The 17846-nt window shown below is 63.3% G+C and carries 11 protein-coding genes and 1 pseudogene; 9 read left to right on the forward strand and 3 right to left on the reverse strand.

Going from position 1 to position 17846, the window contains the following annotated elements; genetic code table 11:
• The first annotated feature begins 10 nt into the window (after positions 1–10).
• The 3 genes from PCA31118_RS15985 to PCA31118_RS15995 are packed head-to-tail and all read left to right on the forward strand — an operon-like array spanning position 11 to position 2476.
• Positions 11–454: a RidA family protein gene (locus tag PCA31118_RS15985; RefSeq protein ID WP_044454640.1), complete on the forward strand. Its 444-nt coding sequence runs from the start codon at positions 11–13 to the stop codon at positions 452–454.
• A gap of 45 nt (positions 455–499) precedes the next feature.
• Positions 500–1462, forward strand: a complete 963-nt coding sequence (locus PCA31118_RS15990) for a PDR/VanB family oxidoreductase (protein ID WP_150626113.1) — start codon at positions 500–502, stop codon at positions 1460–1462.
• A gap of 42 nt (positions 1463–1504) precedes the next feature.
• On the forward strand, positions 1505–2476 hold the full coding sequence (locus PCA31118_RS15995; RefSeq protein WP_150626114.1) for a VOC family protein: 972 nt from the start codon (positions 1505–1507) through the stop codon (positions 2474–2476).
• Positions 2477–2630: 154 nt separating this feature from the next.
• Here the strand turns inward: PCA31118_RS15995 and PCA31118_RS16000 are convergent, their stop codons facing one another.
• On the reverse strand, positions 2631–3176 hold the full coding sequence (locus PCA31118_RS16000; protein WP_150626115.1) for a glutathione peroxidase: 546 nt from the start codon (positions 3174–3176) through the stop codon (positions 2631–2633).
• Between the two features lie 218 nt (positions 3177–3394).
• The gene (locus PCA31118_RS16005) at positions 3395–4351 is read right to left on the reverse strand and encodes an AraC family transcriptional regulator (protein WP_150626116.1); all 957 of its coding nucleotides are present in this window, start codon (positions 4349–4351) and stop codon (positions 3395–3397) included.
• A gap of 165 nt (positions 4352–4516) precedes the next feature.
• Between PCA31118_RS16005 and PCA31118_RS16010 the strand changes: the two genes are divergently transcribed.
• From PCA31118_RS16010 to PCA31118_RS16030, 6 genes and pseudogenes are all read left to right on the forward strand, one after another.
• A complete protein-coding gene (locus tag PCA31118_RS16010; protein ID WP_150626117.1) occupies positions 4517–5839 on the forward strand; it encodes an aromatic ring-hydroxylating oxygenase subunit alpha in 1323 nt (440 codons plus the stop codon).
• Between the two features lie 227 nt (positions 5840–6066).
• Positions 6067–7113 (forward strand): ABC transporter substrate-binding protein, encoded by a 1047-nt coding sequence (locus PCA31118_RS16015; RefSeq protein WP_150626118.1) that lies wholly within the window; start codon positions 6067–6069, stop codon positions 7111–7113.
• Between the two features lie 578 nt (positions 7114–7691).
• Complete coding sequence (locus tag PCA31118_RS16020; protein WP_150626189.1) at positions 7692–13637, forward strand: autotransporter domain-containing protein; 5946 nt, start codon at positions 7692–7694, stop codon at positions 13635–13637.
• A gap of 217 nt (positions 13638–13854) precedes the next feature.
• Positions 13855–14469 (forward strand): annotated as a pseudogene (locus PCA31118_RS27545) (tetratricopeptide repeat protein); the annotation flags it as partial.
• A 285-nt stretch (positions 14470–14754) separates the two neighbouring features.
• Complete coding sequence (locus tag PCA31118_RS27550; RefSeq protein ID WP_425495369.1) at positions 14755–15942, forward strand: glycosyltransferase family 9 protein; 1188 nt, start codon at positions 14755–14757, stop codon at positions 15940–15942.
• 85 nt (positions 15943–16027) lie between these two features.
• The gene (locus PCA31118_RS16030) at positions 16028–16852 is read left to right on the forward strand and encodes an alpha/beta hydrolase (protein WP_150626191.1); all 825 of its coding nucleotides are present in this window, start codon (positions 16028–16030) and stop codon (positions 16850–16852) included.
• Positions 16853–16940: 88 nt separating this feature from the next.
• Here the strand turns inward: PCA31118_RS16030 and PCA31118_RS16035 are convergent, their stop codons facing one another.
• The gene (locus PCA31118_RS16035; protein WP_150626119.1) at positions 16941–17804 is read right to left on the reverse strand and encodes an NmrA family NAD(P)-binding protein; all 864 of its coding nucleotides are present in this window, start codon (positions 17802–17804) and stop codon (positions 16941–16943) included.
• Between the last annotated feature and the right edge of the window lie 42 nt (positions 17805–17846).

Below are 17846 nucleotides of genomic sequence, written 5' to 3' on the forward strand. Positions count from 1 at the left end.
AGGACAGGCGATGCAGATCGAATCCCCCATCAAGGCCGAACGCATCCGTGCGCAGGCGGTGCCGGATCTGGGCACCGCAACGTGGACCAACGGCATTCGCTTCGGCAATGAAATCCTGATGTCGGGCATGACGGCCCATCCCGCGACGCGCGACGCGCAAAAACCGCTGACGACCTACGAGCAGACGCTGGTGGTGCTGGGCAAGATCCGCGCGCTGGTCGAAGCCGGGGGCGGTAGCCTCGCCAACGTCTACAAGCTGGTGGTGTACGTGACCGACATTGCCGACAAGGACGAAGTCGGTCGTGCACGCCGCGAGTTCTTTGCGGACGTGGCGGCAAACGGCGGTGCGTATCCGTGCTCCACGCTCGTGCAGGTAAGCGGTCTGGTGTTTCCGGAACTGCGCGTGGAGATCGAGGCATTTGCGCGTCTCGACATCGATCTGTCCGCGGCGTGAGCGGCGCGGACATCAGGAAAATCAGCAACATCAGAGAGCGGCGTTATGAGCAAGTCAAACCTGTCGGCAATGGTGCGCACGCTTCGCTATGAAGCGGCAGGCATCATGAGCATCGAACTCGTGCCTGTGGCGGGCAGCGCACCGTTTCCGGACTTCACGCCCGGCGCGCACATCGATCTGCATTTGCCGAGCGGGCTGGTGCGCAGCTACTCGCTCGTCAATGCGCCGGGCGAGCCGAATCGCTACGTGCTCGGCATTCTGGCGGACCCGAAGAGTCGCGGTGGCTCGCGTTTCATTCACGACAACTTCCGTGTCGGCATGACACTGGACATCTCCGCGCCGCGCAATCACTTCGAACTCGACGAAACGGCACAGCACACGGTGCTGGTCGCGGGCGGCATCGGTGTCACGCCGATTCTGTGCATGTATCGCCGTCTGCGTTCGCTGGGGCGCAGCGTCAAGTTGATGTACTGCGCGCGCACGTCGCCTCAGGCCGCATTCGTGGAGGAGTTGAATGCGCTGGGTGGCGACATTACGTACCACTTCGACGATCAGCACGACGGCAAGCCGGCGTCGCTCGCGGCGTTTCTGGCGGATCAACCCGCTGGCACGCATGCGTACTGCTGCGGCCCGGGCGTGATGCTCGACGCCTTCGAAGCGGCTTGTGCCGACGTGGGAATCGCGAACGTTCACATCGAACGTTTTGCCGCAGCGCCCGACGCGCCCCCGCCGGCGACGTCGGAGGGCTATGTCGTGACGCTGGCGAAGTCGGGCCGGGAGGTCGCCGTGCCTGCCGGTGCGACGTTGCTCGACACGCTGATCGCCGCAGGCGTCGACGCCGAGCACAGCTGCATGGAAGGCGTGTGCGGTGCGTGCGAGACACGCGTGCTCGAAGGCTGTCCAGATCATCGCGACTCGGTGCTGAGCGCGTCCGAGCGTGCGTCGAACAAAGTGATGATGATTTGTGTGTCGGGTTGCAAAGGCGACCGTCTGACGCTGGATCTTTGATCGCCCGACCCGAACCCATTACCCGAGACACCCGAGACTGTCATGACGATTCTTGGCATCGAACAAATCACTTACGGGGTCACGGACCTCGACACCTGCCGTCGGTTTCTCGCCGACTGGGGCCTGACCGAAGTCGCGCTCGACGCCAACGGTGCGCGTTTCGAAACGCTCAACGGTTGCCGCGTGCTGGCCGTGCGTCACGACGATCCGTCGCTGCCGCCTGCCATGGAAGACGGACCGACGCTGCGCGAAGTCACGTGGGGCGTGACGACGGCCGAGGAAGTCGCGGCCATTGCCGACCGTCTGGCAGGGCAGCCGGGCTATTTCTTCCAGGACGGTGCGACTGGCTGCATCGATCCGAACGGCCTGGCGGTGCGCGTCGAAGTCACGACCAAACGCGCGGTGGACGTGCAGGGCGCGCCCACCAACCCGTGGGGACTGCCGGCGCAGCGCGTGAACACGCCGAGCCCGGTGTACGAGCGTGCGCAACCCATCGAGGTCGGTCACGTCGTGTTCTTCACGAATGCGCTGGCCGCGACGCAGAAGTTCTATGAGGAAAAACTCGGCTTCGAGCTGTCGGATCGTTATCCGGACCGTGGCGCATTCATGCGCTGCGCACCGCACGGCGGTCACCACGACCTGTTCCTGCTGGCGCTGCCCAACGGCAAGCGCGGCCTCAACCATGTGGCGTTCACGGTGCGCGACATTCACGAGGTGTTCGGCGGCGGCATGCATATCGACCGCTGCGGCTGGGAGACGCAACTGGGGCCGGGGCGTCACCCGATCTCATCGGCGTATTTCTGGTACTTCAAGAACCCGTGCGGCGCGCTCATCGAGTATTACGCGGACGAAGACATCCTCACACCCGAATGGCAGCCGCGCGACTTCGAGCCGGGGCCCACGGTGTTTGCGGAATGGGCGGTCGATGGTGGACTGGATGGCAACACGCGTCGCCAGAAGAAGGGCGGAGAAGCGCCGAGCGGCAAGTTCATGACCGACACGGCCAAGCGCTGAGTCAGCGCAATTCAAAGTCGCGGCACGCGTCTGCGCAAGCGTTGTAGCGAGCGCGCCGTCTCCGGGGGGAGCGGCGCGGCACGAGGGGGCATGCGTTATGAGCGTAGCGCATTGCCCCCTTTTGCATGTCGCGCGGCGGCAAGACGTTGTGTATTTACTTCGCGAGTTCGGCGTCGATGGCGGCGAGCAGGCGCGGATCGTCGGCCTTCACGTCCGGCGAGAAACGGCCCACGACCTGACCGTTGCGGCCGATCAGGAACTTCTCGAAATTCCACAGCACGTCGGCGGGATTGTCACGCTCGACGCCGAAGCCCTTCAGGCGCTCGCGGAACGGGCCTTCACCGGTCGCTTCCGGCTTGGCGTCGACGAGTGCGCTGTAGAGCGGGTGACGATCGTCGCCCAGCACGGAAATCTTGGCAAACAGCGGGAAGGTGACGTTGTACTGCGTGGTGCAGAAGTCGAGGATTTCGGCATCCGTGCCCGGCTCCTGCCCCTTGAAGTTGTTCGCGGGGAATGCCAGCACTTCGAGCCCGGCGGCACGCTTGTCCTCGTACAGACGCTCGAGCCCTTCGTATTGCGGCGTGAGACCGCACTTCGAGGCGACGTTCACGACCAGTCGTACTTTGCCGGCATACTCGCCGAGCGTGGCTGCCGTGCCGTCGATACGATTGACGGCGATGGTTTCGATTTGGGTACTCATGAAAATTTTCCTGTCGTGGGATGGGCCGGAGAATGGCCTTGGGTGGAAGAGAGCGCTTCGGGGCGTTCGGCGAGTGTAGCCGAAGCCCGGCGAGCTTGCTCGGAGGAGAGGTGGCGGCATGATGGCGCGGGCGTCGCCACCGTCACCGCGCCGCCGCGCCACCTCGCCACCTCGCCGCCTCGTCGTTGCCTCGCTGCCTCGCTGTGCGCAGTCCGGCGTCAGTGAGCGTTGCTGTCGAGCAGGTCGCGGGTGCGCTGCCCGAACGCGCTGGGTGTGTCCCCGCACCAGCGTTTGAACGCGCGCGAGAAGGCTTTCTCCGAGGTGTAGCCCACTTTATCCGCCACTTCGGCCACGCGCAGGGTACGCGTGGTCAATGCCTCGGCGGCCAGATGCATGCGCACGCCGCTCAGATGCGTCATCGGAGCGGTGCCCACGAGCGCGGTGAAGCGCGCGACGAAACGCGAGCGTGACATGCCGGCCAGCTCGGCCAACTGGCGCACATCCCAAGGCGCGGCCGGGTCGCGATGGATCGCGAGCACCGCGCGGCCCACTTGCTTGTCCAGCAACCCCTTGAGCCAGTGCGCGCCTACGCGTTCGTTTTGCAGGACGTGCGCGCGCACCATCTGGACACACAGCACGTCCGACAGTCGCGCGGCGGCGATCATCCAGCCGGGTTTGCATTCCATCGACTCTTCGATGAAGTTCTGCAACGTCGCTTTCAACCACGGGGCGACGGCCGGGTCGTCCTGTCGTATGTGAATCACGGCGGGAAGGATCGCGAAGATCGGGTGGCGGTGCGCCGATGCGAACCCCACGATCGCCGTGTGCAGCTCGCACGTCGGTCCCTCGGCCCCGACGACCATGGCCAGCGGCGTGTCGGAGCGCGGCGTGATGCCGCGCTCGGCCAGCAAGTCGTTGAACGGCACCGCCGGGACGTCCGGTGTGCTGGACATCCGATGCGCACTGCCGTGCGGCAGCAGAACGACATCGCCCTCGCGCACCAGCACCGGCGCCTCTCCTTCGACGTGCAGCCAGCACGACGCCCCGCGACAGATCCGGAAGGGAATGCCCTGTACGGCCTCCTTATCGAACGCCCACGGGGCGTGCAGCGTGAAATGGCCGGTGACGACGGCTGTGGCGTGCACATCCGCCAGCACTTCGCTTAGTTGATCCATGGCGTCTCGCTCGTTCTTGTGGGGGCTGCCGCCCGCATGGGGATCGAACCGGTGCGGGCGCATACGGTTGAGACGAACGGCAACTCAATTGAATTTTGCGGTAGTTCCTTGCGCGCGTCTTGCGATCAAAAATCATCGCATTCCCCAGTCTCAGGCGAACCGATCATGCTCAGTCAAGAAAAGAACAAACTCCTCACCGAAGTCGGCCCCGGCACACCGATGGGCGATTACTTGCGGCGCTACTGGCATCCGATTGCCGGCGTCTCGGAATTCGACGACAAGACGGTGCGCCCGATTCGCCTGTTTGGCGAAGACCTCGTGCTCTACAAGGATCTTTCCGGCAACTACGGGCTGGTGCAGCGGCGTTGTCCGCATCGCAACGCCGATCTGGCCTTCGGCATCGTGGAGCAATGCGGGTTGCGCTGTGCGTACCACGGCTGGGAGTTCGGCCGCGACGGCGCCTGCACGCATCAACCCTTCGAAGAGATCGTCGATCCCTCGGCGCGCCTGCGTCAGAAGACACGCATTACCGCTTATGAAGTCCGCCCGAAGGCCGGCCTGCTGTGGGCCTACATGGGGCCGCTGCCGGCCCCCGAACTGCCCGACTGGGAGCCCTTCAGCTACGAGCATGGCTTTGCACAGGTCGTCATGGCCGAGATTCCCTGCAACTGGTTCCAGTGCCAGGAAAACTCGATCGACCCGGTGCATTTCGAGTGGACGCACAACAACTGGACCGCGCGTCAGCAGGACGCCGAGGCGGGCTATGTCCCCACGCATCTGAAGACCGCGTACGAGGAATTCGAACATGGCTTCGTCTACAAGCGTTTGCGCGCAGCGGAGACCGAGGACAACGTGATGTGGACGGTCGGGCGCGTGACGTTGTGGCCGAACGGCTTTTATCTGGGCCACCACTTCGAATGGCGCGTGCCCATCGACGACGAGAACACGCTGTCGGTATTTTGGGTCTTCAATCGCGTGCCGAAGGAGCAGGAGCCTTACGTCCAGTCTCGCATTCCGACGTGGTATGGCCCGCTTTACGACGACAACGGCGACTGGATCACGTCGCACGTCGCGAATCAGGACTTCGCGGCGTGGGTCGGTCAGGGGCGCATCACCGACCGGACCAAAGAGACGCTTGGCGCGAGCGACCGAGGCGTTGTGATGCTGCGTCGCCGGTTCTTCGAGGAACTGGAAGCGGTCGCCGGCGGGGCAACGCCCAAGGGGCTGATTACCGATCCCGCGAAAAACGAGCGCGTGTTTCTGCCCTCCGCGTGTCGGGAGGAAATGCTCACTGGGCTTACACGCGAGGCGTTGTCGGCGCATCCGCTGCTCGGGCCCTACTTGCATGATTTTCTGGGGCAAGCGGGGCAACCGGACGACGTGCGCGAAGCCTACGAGCAGGCCGTCGGCCAGAAGATGCGCGGCGCGAAGTTCTTTACCGTGCACGGCGCGGGTGAGACGCAGGACAAGCAGGCGCGCGAGGCATAGCAGGGCATGGCCTGTCTGATGTGAGTGGTGGGCGAGTGCGGAGCGCACGGCGTGCAAAAGGCGTGCAAAAGGCGTGCAAAAGGCAGGCAAAAGGCAGGCAAAAGGCAGGCAAAGGGCGCGCAAACGGTCGGAAGGCGTCGCCTGTGGTGTGAGGTGTGAGGCAGTGCGGGGATTTATCCGAAACAGGACTTCAACTACGCGAGGACAAGGTGAACGTAAAGCGCAACATGAAGCGAGGCGATTGGACGGCTTGGAAGGGTGGCAAGGGTTGGATGGCAGCGGGTTGGCGGTTGTGTCGCGAGGCCTGCGTGGTCGGGCTGCTTGGGTTGAGCGCGTGGTCGGCGCAGGCGCAGGGCACGGCGCCGCTCAAGGAAGTGACATTCCTGCTGGCGGCGCCGCCCGGTGAACTGGCTTTTGCGCCGTTCATGCTTGCGCAGAGCAAGGGCTACTACGCGCAGGAGGGGTTGAAGATTCGGTGGATTGCCGTGCATGGTGGTGCGGCCGTGGGCAAGCAACTGGCGGCGGGCAACGGCGATATTGGCGACGCGCTCGGCGATACCCCGATCGTGCTACGCAGCAACGGCGTCAACGTGAAGGGTGTGGCGTTGCTTGGCGGGCACCCGCTGCATCAGTTCATCACACGCGCGGATCGCAACATCGCGCAGGCGAGCGACCTCAAGGGCAAGACGTTGTCCGTCATGTCGTACGAGGACACGTCGTACTACGTCACGCTTGGCATTCTGGCGGCGGGCAAGTTGAGCAAGAGCGACGTGACGATTTACGCGGGTGGACCGAACGGGGTGTGGCAGGACGTGGCGAGCGGTCGCTCCGATGGTCTGGTGGGCACGCCGGAGTGGGGCGCGCGCGTGGAGGAGACCGGTGTCAAGGTGCATTACCGGCCGACCGATCAGCTGACACCCGGCATGGGGCAGGCAATCATTGCGTCGGACAAGAAAATTGCGTCCGATCCGCAGACGATCGCCAAATTCGTCCGGGCGACGATGAAAGCCATGACCGAAATCGAGGCGGATCCGGTGGCGGCGTCCAAAGCTTACGTGAGCGCGGTGCCGTCTTATGCCGACAAACTCGATTTCGTGACGAAGGTGCTGACTTACTACGCGAAGTATGTGTTCCCGAGCCGTTTGCGCCCGGGCGAGTTCGACCCGGCTATCGTGTCGCACGTGCAGAACTCATATGTCGACAAAAAGGTCGTCCGTTCTGCGCAGCCAGTGGAGTCGCTTTATACGAATCAGTTTATTCCGGCGGCGCAGTAAGTTTTATGTAAGGTTTTATCGGTCTACAGAGTGAATTCATGGATTGATGGCGGCATCACGCGAGTGAGCCGCCATATTCTTTTGGCGGCGGTGCATCATGCGAGCCCTCTTGAGTGTCGATGCGATCTTTCTCATATATAAAAACAAAACAAATTCATAGGGTTAGGATGTTTCATTGATTATCGATTGACAGTCGTGTAAGCGTGTGGAAGTATTCGTTCGATAAAAAATAATCAGAAATAAAAGGCGCAACGCTTTCGACAATAACAACGGGGTAGTCCGAATGTTTCGTATCGCTTCTCGCCGGATTGACGCGCACGGGCCACGCAAAGGCCGCGCCACCTTCTCGCCTGTCTGGCGAATCGGATCATTTCCCCCCTTGGTGAAACAGGGGCGTGGTCCCCGTTAATCGCTCCCCGCTTTCCCGCTTTCCTCCTTTCGCCAAAAACCTGCCGTTTCAATCACGGAGGACTTCGCGCATGTTGCGAAGTGCCAGCGTCTGCGTGCGCGAAATCTCTGGAAAGCGGTGCCGAACTTACGCATTCATGCATTGATAAAAACGTAATCTGGGGAATCGAATGAATCACATCTATCGCGTAGTCTGGAGCGCAAGTCTGGGCATGTATCAGGTGGCGTCCGAAGTTGCCAGTGGACGGGGGGGGAAGTCCCGATCAGTAGATCGCCGACGTGCGCGCAAGACGGCGTTGGCTGCGTTTGCCGTCGCATCGGTGAGTGTCGGCTCGGCGTTAGCGGCCCCGGCAAATCCGGTCGCCACGATGGACGGCTTGACACCGCTCTATGCCGGTTACCCCGACACGGGTTCATTGCCAGCATGGCAATTCGACGGCACGAACCTCACGATCTCGGGCACAACGTTTGCCACCATTACGGGCGCTCTGGGCACCATTTCGAATGCGGGTACGCTCAGTGGCACCTACGCGCTGTCGTTCTCTTCGACGGCTGACGTGAACCGCGTCGAAAACAATGGATCCATCAACGTTACGGGCAATAGTTCGGGGTCATACAACAGTGGCACTATCGGCACGCTCGTCAATCGTGGAACCGTGACGACGGGTACGTTCGCCGGTATCGGCAACGGCGGACTGATGCTTCGATTGGAGAACGACGGCACGATCAATGGCTTCGCGCAAGGTCTGAACAACAGCGGCACAATGTTGTCCGTCGTCAATACCGGATCGATCGCGGCGAGCGCGGGCTATGGCGTATTGAATACGGCCACGCTCGGGACGCTGAACAACAGTGGGCGAATTTCCGGCATCTTCGGCGTTGCTGCCGTCAACACGGGTGTTCCGAATCCTCAGATCGCGGCCCTGACCAACAGCGGTACCATCGTCGGTACCGAGTACGGTATTGTGAACCGAGGCTCGTCGATCACAACCATCGACAATCTTGCTGGCGGGCAGATCGTCGGCTCGTCGAGCGATTTCGGCACCGGCATCAATAACCAGGGCGTGACGGTCAGCTCGTCATTCGTTAGCGGCACGATCGGCACCGTCAACAACGCCGGCACGATTTCCGGCGCCTACGGTATATCTAACACCGGCACGATCGGCACTATCAATAATTTCGCGAGCGGCGTGATTACGGGGACGCTCGCGGCGATTACGAACGAGGTGGAGGGCGCTGCTCTCTTCCAAATCAATAACGCAGGCACGATCGCTGGCGACATCACCCATGTGGGCACGCAACCCCTGTCGATTGCGGGCGCGTCGAATGCGGCATTTGGTACGCTGACGGGTCTGGGGGGCGCCGTCGGCACGCTGACGAGTTCCGAGTCCGACGTGCATTTCAATGGCGGCAATCTTCTACTTAACGACGGCATTGAACTGGCCCTCGTGCACACGGCGTTCAACGATTCGTCTGTCCTGCAGGTCAATCGGCCGATTCGCATTGTCGGCAACTATTCACAGGGTGCCAACGGCACGTTGCAAATTGGCGTGGCCGGGGGCGCGGCCACCACGGGCAATATCGGTACCGATAGCGGCTACGGCCGTCTGGTGGTCACGGGCGCGACCACTATTGCGTCGGGGTCGACCATCGCGTTGCAGTCGCTCGGCTACAACTTTGCGGCGGGACAGCGCTTCGTCGTGCTCGATACGGCGGGGGGCGCTACCTATAACGAAGGTACCTTGCGCTATGTCGTGAACGGCGCCGCGCAACTCTCGGGCACAGGCACAAGTGTTTTCGGCGGAGGCCATCAGTCTCTGGTTGTGACCGTGACGGCGCCTTACGTCGGCGCGATGGATGCCACGACCGCGCTTGTGGCCGGTACACCGTCAGGCTCCGGGCCGAACTGGAGCTTTGACGGCACGAATCTGTCGGTCACCGGCACCTCGTTCGCGACGATCACAGGCGGCGTGGGTACGTTGACGAACTCAGGCACGCTGACCGGCGCGTACGCATTGTCGACATCCGCAGCAGGCAACATAGGCCTATTGGAAAACAATGGCGTGATCGCGGCGACCGGGTCGGGCAGCTCGGGTCTCTACAACGGCGGCACGATCGGCACGCTCGTCAATCGCGGGTCGGTGTCCACGGCGGTTTACGGTGGCGTGAGCAATGGCGGCACGCTGACGCGCTTCGAGAACAGCGGCACGATCACGGGAGCATCGCAGGGGCTGAACAACAGTAACGTCCTGACGTCGGCGCTCAACTCGGGCACGATCAGGGCCGGCAATGGTTACGGCGTCCTGAATTCGGCGCAGATGGGGACACTGACCAACACAGGTCTGATCTCCGGCGACTACGCCGTCGTGTCGACGAAGTCCGGTTCTGCGAACCCGACGCTCGATATGCTGATCAACAGCGGGACGATTGCGGGCTCGACCCAGGGCGTGGTGAACGCCAACGCCTACCTGGGCCTGCTCGAGAATCAGGCCGGTGGCCAGATTCTTGCGCTCGGAGGCGCTTCGGTCAACGTCGAAGCGGTGGTCAACGGGGGCACGATCGGGCAGGTCAACAACGCCGGTACGATTTCGGGCGGCTACTATGGCTTCTATAACTCCAATGCCATCGGCACGATCAACAATCTTGCCGGGGGGGTGATCACGGGACTTGGCGGCGCTATCTCGAATCAGCAGCCGACCTCCTCAATCGGTCAGATCAACAATTCGGGCACGATTGCCGGTTGGATCATCAACCGCTCCCCGAACAATCTGTACATCAGCGGCGCGACGGATGGCACCTTCGGCACGTTGACAGGTTTCGGTCCTACATACTCCGGCACCATCGTGAGCACCAACGCCGACGTTCACTTCAACGGGGGAAAGTTGGTAATCGACGATCACTTCGATCTCGCCAACACCCGCACGGCGTATAACGATTCGTCCGTGGTTCAGGTCAACAACGTGTTGCGCGTGGCTGGTCACTATTCGCAGGGCGCCGACGGCACCTTGCAGATCGGTGTCGCCAACGGGGCGCTCGCCACGGGCAACTTCGCCACGGATGTCGGCTACGGCCGTCTGCTCGTCTCGGGCAACACCTACATTGCGCCCGGTTCGTCGATTGCACTGCAATCGCTGGGCTACAACTTCGCGGCAGGTCAGCGCTATGTGGTGATCGACACCGCCGGTGCCGCCATCTACAACGAAGGCACGCTGCGCTATGCCGTGAACGGCTACCCGTCGCTCGCAGCGAGCGGCGCGAAGGTCGGCAACGGTAGCAATACCGATCTCGTCGTGACGATCTTCGCACCGGCCGATATCGGCACTATCGCGGGTACGACGCCGCTTTCGCCGGGTGTTGCTGTCAGCGGCGCACCCGACTGGGCCTACGACGGTGCGAACCTGACGATCACCGGCACGACCTTCGGCTCGATCAACGGCTCGCTTGGTTCCCTCACGAATAACGGCACGCTCACGGGCACGTCCGCGCTGTCGATCGGTACCAATGGCGGCAGCATCGGTAAGGTCGAGAACAACGGTCAGGTGCATGCGACCGGCGCGACTGACTCGGCCATCTACAACGGGGGTGTGATCGGTACTCTCGTCAACAAGAACACGCTGCTCTCCGACAATATGGCGGGCGTGAATAGCGTGACGGCGATTACGCGTCTTGAAAACAGCGGGCAGATTACCGGTGGTCGACTCGGTATCGCGAACACCGGCGCGCTGACGAATCTGCTGAATACGGGCACCATCACGTCGACGTCCACGCTCTCGAACGGTGTGGGCGTCTGGAGTACCGGACAGATCGGTTCGATCGACAACAGCGGCCTGATTACCGGTTACACAGGTGCCATGGTCGTAGCGTCGGGTAACCCGACACCGCGCTCGACGCTCGATACATTTACCAACAGCGGTTCCGTGGTGGGCACCTTTGCCGGACTGAGCAACTACGGCGGCACGATCGGCACGATCAACAACCTCGCCGGTGGCCGCTTCACGGGCACGGATGCCGCCTATTCGTCGGGTATCGTCAACGACTGGACAAGTGCCAACGCCACGTCCTACGCCGGAACGATCGGCGCGATCAACAATGCCGGAACGCTCACGGCGGGCTATTACGGAATTTTCAACGCCGCCTCGATCGGCACCATCAACAACCTGGCGGGCGGCACGATCACCGGGTTGGGCGGTGCGATTTCGAATCAGAGCGCCACTTCCTCCATCGGCCAGATCAATAACGCAGGCACGATTGCGGGCTGGATCATCAACCGTTCGCCGAACGACCTGCGTATCGCCGGTGCGACCGATGGCACGTTCGGTACGATCACGAGCTTCGGCCCGACCTACGGCGGCACCATTGTCAGTACCAATGCCGACGTGCGTTTCAATGGCGGTAATCTGGTCGTCGGCAACAACTTCGATCTGGCCGGTACGCGCACCGCCTATAACGAAGCGTCGGTGTTGCAGATCAACAAGGCGATTCAGGTCTCGGGCAACTACGCGCAGTCCGCCGGAGCAACGCTGCAAATCGGCGTGGCAAGCAATGCGGTCACCACCGGTGACACGGCGACCGACAGCGGGTATGGGCGCCTCGTGGTGAGCGGTAATACGACGCTTGCCGCCGGGTCGAGCGTGGCGCTGCAATCACTGGGCTATAACTTTGCTGCCGGTCAGCGCTATGTCGTGATCGACACGGCAGGAACAGCGAACTACAACGCCAGCTCGCTGGTGTATCGCGTCAATGGCTCGACGACACTGGACGCTAGCGGTGCGGAAGTTGCAAACGGTTCCCACAAGAATCTGGTGGTAACGCTGGCCAATGGTACCGGAGCCAACAACGGCAGCGGCAACGGCGGCATCAACAACGGCGGTAACACGGGCAATACGGGCAACACGGGCAATGCCGGTGGCACGGGGAGTAACCCGGAAGCCGGGAACGGCAACAACAACGGTGGCTTGCCGGCCTTCGATCCACGCACGAACGCGACGATCGCCTCGGCATCCAACGCGGTTTCAGCCCTGCGCGGATTGTTGGGTTACACGGGGGTGAGCGATCCGCAGTTGCTCAATCTGTTCAACGCCACGCTCGGTACGCTGAGTGACCGTTCGGCGGATTCGGCCAACCGCGTCGGCAAGCAACTCGCACCGGCGCAGAACTTGCGCGCGGCCGGTGCTGCGACGTTCGGTTCGATGAACCTCGTGAACTCGCACGTCAACGGTCTGCGTGTGGCACAAGCGGGCGGCACGGGTGTGGCGACCGGAGACAGCGCGGCCAACTGGGATGTGTGGGGACAGGCGTTCGGTGGCCATTCCAGCCAGTCCGCGCGCGAGGATGTCGACGGCTACAGCGCCAACTACGGCGGTTTGCTGGTCGGCGCCGACCGTGCCTTTGGCGAACGTGTGCGTGCCGGTGGTGCATTCCAGTTCTCGCGCACCGTCATCAATAACGATGGCAGTACGTCGGGCAATCAGACCAGCGTGAATGGCTATGGCCTGATCGGTTACGCCGCCTACACGGGTGAGCCGTGGTACGTGAACCTGACGGGTTCGGTCGTGCTGCAACGCTACAACTCGACGCGCATGGTTTCGATGCAGGGCTTCAGTGGTGCCGCCAACGGCAATTTCAACGGTCAGCAGTACGTCACCAGTGCCGAATTCGGCTGGCCGCTGGCGTTGGGCCGCGCCATCGTCACGCCGCTCGCCAGCCTCACGTATAGTTATCTGAACCAGAGCAGCTATACGGAAACAGGCGGTAACGGTACCGCGCTGTCGGTCGGCAGTTCAGGCAGCAGTTCGGTGCGCAGTGCGCTGGGCGCGAAGATCGCAGTGCCCATCGAGACTTCGTCGGGGACATGGACGCCGGAGCTTGGACTGCGTTGGGTGCATGAGTACAACCGCACGCGTCAGAGCACGGGGGCGAGCTTCGCTGCGGATCCTACCGGACAGACGGGCTTCACGACGGTCGGCGCCACGCCGGTGTCCGATCTGGCGGAGATGTCGCTGGGGGTGACGCTCATGCGCGCTAACAACCTGAGTGCGTCGATTCGCTATGACCTGCAGGTGGGCTCGGGCTTCGTCTCGCACACCGGTATCGTGCGCGTGCAACAGCGCTTCTGAGCCCTGGCTGTCGCGTTCGGGGCATGACGGCGACGCACGGCGGTCGCGGCCATTGACATGGCCGTGACCGCCGTGAAAGTATCGCGGTGCCTACGACCTATCGAGTCCCTCCGACTTTCGTCCGATGTCCTCCGCCCATTCTTCTTCGACGTCCTCGTCGGCCTCGCGCGCCGACACACCGGCGCACACTTCCGAGACGCTGACCTTCGCGCAGGCCATGACGCTGGCCAACGCCCATTGGCAGGCGGGACAGGCGGCGCAGGCCGAGAGCCTGTGCCGGCGCGTGCTGGAAGTCGCTCCCGATCATCCGGATGCGCACTACTTGCTCGGACTGATGGCGCACGCCTATGGCAAGCGCGACATGGCGATCGGGCATCTGGAGACAACGTGTCGGGCGGCACACGCGCACGCGGCCTGCTGGTCGGACCTGGCGGAGATGTATCGTCAGGCGGGGCGTTTGCAGGACGCCGTGAATGCCGGGCAGCGTGCAGTCGAAATCGATCCGGCGTTCGCTGCCGGGTGGAACAATCTCGGTATCGCCTTGCAGGAAGCCGGGCAGCTCGAACAAAGCATGGTGTACCTCACGCGAGTGAGCGAGTTGCAACCCGGCTCGGTCGATGCGCAAAACAATCTTGGTAACACGGCGCGATTGCTGCAGCACTTCGATGTCGCCGAAACGCATTACCGCCGGGCGCTGGCACTCGACGCCCAACGGGTCGACACGCTGAGCAATCTGGCGTCGCTGCTAAGCGCGCTGCGGCGTTTCGACGAGGCCGAGACGCTGGCCCGTCGCGCCATCGAACTCGCCCCGACTTTCGTCGACGCTTATCGCAATCTGGCCGATATCGAGCTGTCGCGAGGGAATGTGGGATCGGCCTTGCAAGTCGTCGAAGTCATGTCGGCATTCGCGGCACAACATCCGTCGACCCTCGTGGCGCGTGCGACGATTCTCCGACTCGTTGGCCGTCTGGACGAGGCGCTGGTGAGCGCGCGCGCGGCCATTGAGCAAGTGCCGCAAAACGCTAATGCGCAGGCCGCACTCGCCGCCGTAGAGGCCGATATCTCGGCGCGAAACGCCGCGGGTTCGATGCCGCCGCCGGGCGCGCCCGGCATCGACATGTCGCAGGCGGGCCCGACGCAAGCGCTGGCTGCGATTCACCAGGCGGCCGCCCGACGCATCGAGGTGCAGGATTACGAGGGGGCCGAGGAGCTGCTGCGTGAGGCCGTTGCCGGTGGTGCAGCGCCCATGTCGACGTGGCGCTTGTTAGCCATGGCCTTGCGCGCACAAGGCAAGGCCGAAGAGGGCCGCGACGTGCTCGCCATGCTCGCTCGGCAGGTGCCGGGCGATCTCTCCAATCGTTTCGATCTGGCCGAGGCCCTGCTGCTGTTGGGAGATTTCGAGCGGGGATGGCAAGAGTATCGCTATCGCTACAGCCTCGAACATACCCAGGCCATCGAACGCAAGGTGCAGCGTCCGCGCTGGGACGGTCGTCCGATTCCCGGACAGACACTGCTCATTCACGACGAGCAGGGTTACGGCGACACGTTCCAGTTCATGCGCATGGCGCGATGGGCGCGCGAGCGTAGTCAGGCACGCGTGATCTTCGAAGTGAATCCCGAGACGCTATCCATCGCCCGACGCATGTGGGGCGATGACGATATCGTGGCGCGCGGCACACTGCCGGTGTCGTTCGACCAGCATTGCGAGCTGATGAGCCTGCCGATGGCGATGGGGCTCAAGCTCGCAGACCTGCCGGGCGACGTGTCGTACCTGAGCGCCGATCCCGCTCGCGTCGCGCATTGGCGTGCGCGGCTCGCGGATGTGCCGAAGCCGTGGGTGGCCCTGGTATGGGCCGGGCGGCCCGAACATGTGAATGATCGCAACCGCTCCATGACGCTCGACCAGTTCGCCCCGTTGGGCGCGAGCGGTGCGACGTTCCTGTCGATCCAGAAGGGCCCCGCAGCGTCGCAGGCGAATACGCCGCCCAACGGCATGACGATGGTGTCGCTCAGCGACGAGATTCGCGATTTCGAAGACACGGCGGCCATCCTGCATCTGGCGGATCTGCTGGTGTCCGTGGACTCGTCGCCGGTGCATCTGGCCGGGGCGCTGGGACGTCCGGTGTGGGTTCTGCTGCCATTCGTGCCCGACTGGCGCTGGCTGCTCGAGCGCGACGATTCGCCGTGGTATCCGGGCATGCGACTCTTTCGCCAGCCCGCGCGCTCGCAATGGACGCCGGTCATCGAACGGGTCGCGAGTGAGCTGACGACGTTCGTGACGCAGGGCGCTCGTCATGCGCGGTGATCACCGGGGCCGACACTTCTGCCCGTGGCGATGTGTGACGCGATTCATGACACGACACGTGACACGACGCACGACCCGGGAGGCGATGGGGCTTCTCGCGGTGGGGTTCGTCGCGCTGATGTCGGGCTGCGCGAGCCTGGACCGCAATGCGCACGCCGATTCGCTGGCGGCACCGGCCGGGCTCAAACGCGAAGTGCTGAAGGCCGAGGACTTCCGGCTGACGGTGTTCTCACGCATCACGCGCGCGGACAAACCGCTGCGCATCTACATCGAAGGCGACGGGCTGGCGTGGGTGTCGCGCACGGAGCCGTCGCTCGATCCTACGCCGGTGGCGGCGACCGGGCTTGCACTGGCCGCGACCGATCCATCCGCCAACGTGGCCTACCTCGCCCGGCCCTGTCAGTTCACGCCGATGGAAGACAATCCGCGCTGCGATATCGCGTATTGGACCGGCAAACGCTTCGCGCCGGAGGTCGTCGACGCGATGGATGCCGAGATCACGCAGTTGGCGGCGCGCACCCCCGGGCAGTCGCTGGAGTTGATCGGCTTTTCGGGCGGCGGCGCAATCGCGGTGCTGATTGCGGCGCGACGTCGCGATGTCGCGTCGCTGCGCACGGTGGCAGGCAATCTCGATGTCGAGTACGTCAACCGACTGCACGATGTGTCCGCCATGCCCGCCTCACGCAATCCTGTCGACGTGGCACGCCAGGTCGCGAAAATTCCCCAGATTCACTTCAGCAGCGAGCAGGACAAGGTGGTGCCACCTGCAGTCGCCAGGCGTTTCGCTGCGGCGGTGAGCGGCGCCTGTGTGCGGACGGTGGTGGTCACGGGGCTCGCGCATGATGGCGACTGGCAGACTCGGTGGAAAGACCTGCTGGCGCAGACGCCGGTTTGCGGCGTCTCGCGCTGAGCACCATTGCATGTTCTGGTTGATGGTCTGTAGGACAGTCTGTTGGACAGTCCGTTGGGCGGCCTGACAGCCGTCAGGCCGCATCGGGTCAAGTTTCGCGGACCAGCGCGGCAATCGCTTCGAGCAACGTGACCTCGCCGCGCAACGTGTGGCTGCCGTCGTCGCGGAACCGGAACGTGCCGTCATTGAACGCATCGAGCATCTGAATGCGCGGCACGGGATTGCGCATGCCTTGCGCGCGGAACAACGGGTCCCAGCCTGCGCGGGGTACCGCTTCGGCGCGGACATCTCTTACCAGCGCACGCGCGAGCGCGGCAGCGATGTCGTCGGGCGAGTAACGCTCGGGGCCTTCGATCTCCCATATCCGGACATCACTGACATCTTCCTGCATGGCGCGTGCCGCGAAATGGCCGACGTCGTTCGTCGACACCATCGGCAAGGCGCGGTCTACAGGGGCCAGATAACTGGGGAATTCACCGCGCTCGCGCGCGGGTGCGATATCCCATGAGAAGTTCTCCATCAACCACGCGGGGCGCAGGAACGTTACCGGCAAGTGAAGCGAAAGCAGCGCTGTCTCGAACATGCGCAGCGCCGTGAGCAAGCTGGGCACGTCGCTGTCCGCGCCGATGCTCGACAGGCACACCACGCGCTTCGGGCGCGTGGCGTCCAGCGCTTTCACGATGGCGTCGATGAGGTAACGCGCATGAGAGAAATCCGGCTCGGGGTCGGCGTTCGGCGGCAGCATGACGAACACGGCTTCGCTACCGCGAAACGCGTTCGTGAGTGCATCGACGTCGCCATTTTCGGCCACGGCGATTTCACCACCGAGTGTCGCCCACCGGCTCGACTTGACGGGGTCCTGAACGATGGCCCGAAGCGGCAGTCCCGCCGTCAGCAGGTCGTGGCCGATGACGCCGCCGACGCGTCCCGTGATACCCATTACGGTGTACATGGTCACTCCTCGCGCTTGGTCACATTGAGTCACGTTGGCGTA

It is taken from the genome of Pandoraea captiosa (assembly GCF_902459775.1).
Taxonomy (GTDB): Bacteria; Pseudomonadota; Gammaproteobacteria; order Burkholderiales; family Burkholderiaceae; genus Pandoraea; species Pandoraea captiosa.

Bases quoted from the DNA above. Each gene is read 5' to 3' on its own strand.
- PCA31118_RS16005 (WP_150626116.1), bottom strand. From the start codon at position 4,351: ATGGATCAACTAAGCGAAGTGCTGGCGGATGTGCACGCCACAGCCGTC.
- PCA31118_RS16000 (WP_150626115.1), bottom strand. From the start codon at position 3,176: ATGAGTACCCAAATCGAAACCATCGCCGTCAATCGTATCGACGGCACG.
- PCA31118_RS15985 (WP_044454640.1), top strand. From the start codon at position 11: ATGCAGATCGAATCCCCCATCAAGGCCGAACGCATCCGTGCGCAGGCG.
- PCA31118_RS16030 (WP_150626191.1), top strand. From the start codon at position 16,028: ATGGGGCTTCTCGCGGTGGGGTTCGTCGCGCTGATGTCGGGCTGCGCG.
- PCA31118_RS15995 (WP_150626114.1), top strand. From the start codon at position 1,505: ATGACGATTCTTGGCATCGAACAAATCACTTACGGGGTCACGGACCTC.
- PCA31118_RS16010 (WP_150626117.1), top strand. From the start codon at position 4,517: ATGCTCAGTCAAGAAAAGAACAAACTCCTCACCGAAGTCGGCCCCGGC.
- PCA31118_RS15990 (WP_150626113.1), top strand. From the start codon at position 500: ATGAGCAAGTCAAACCTGTCGGCAATGGTGCGCACGCTTCGCTATGAA.
- PCA31118_RS16015 (WP_150626118.1), top strand. From the start codon at position 6,067: ATGAAGCGAGGCGATTGGACGGCTTGGAAGGGTGGCAAGGGTTGGATG.
- PCA31118_RS16035 (WP_150626119.1), bottom strand. From the start codon at position 17,804: ATGTACACCGTAATGGGTATCACGGGACGCGTCGGCGGCGTCATCGGC.
- PCA31118_RS27550 (WP_425495369.1), top strand. From the start codon at position 14,755: ATGTCGCAGGCGGGCCCGACGCAAGCGCTGGCTGCGATTCACCAGGCG.
- PCA31118_RS16020 (WP_150626189.1), top strand. From the start codon at position 7,692: ATGAATCACATCTATCGCGTAGTCTGGAGCGCAAGTCTGGGCATGTAT.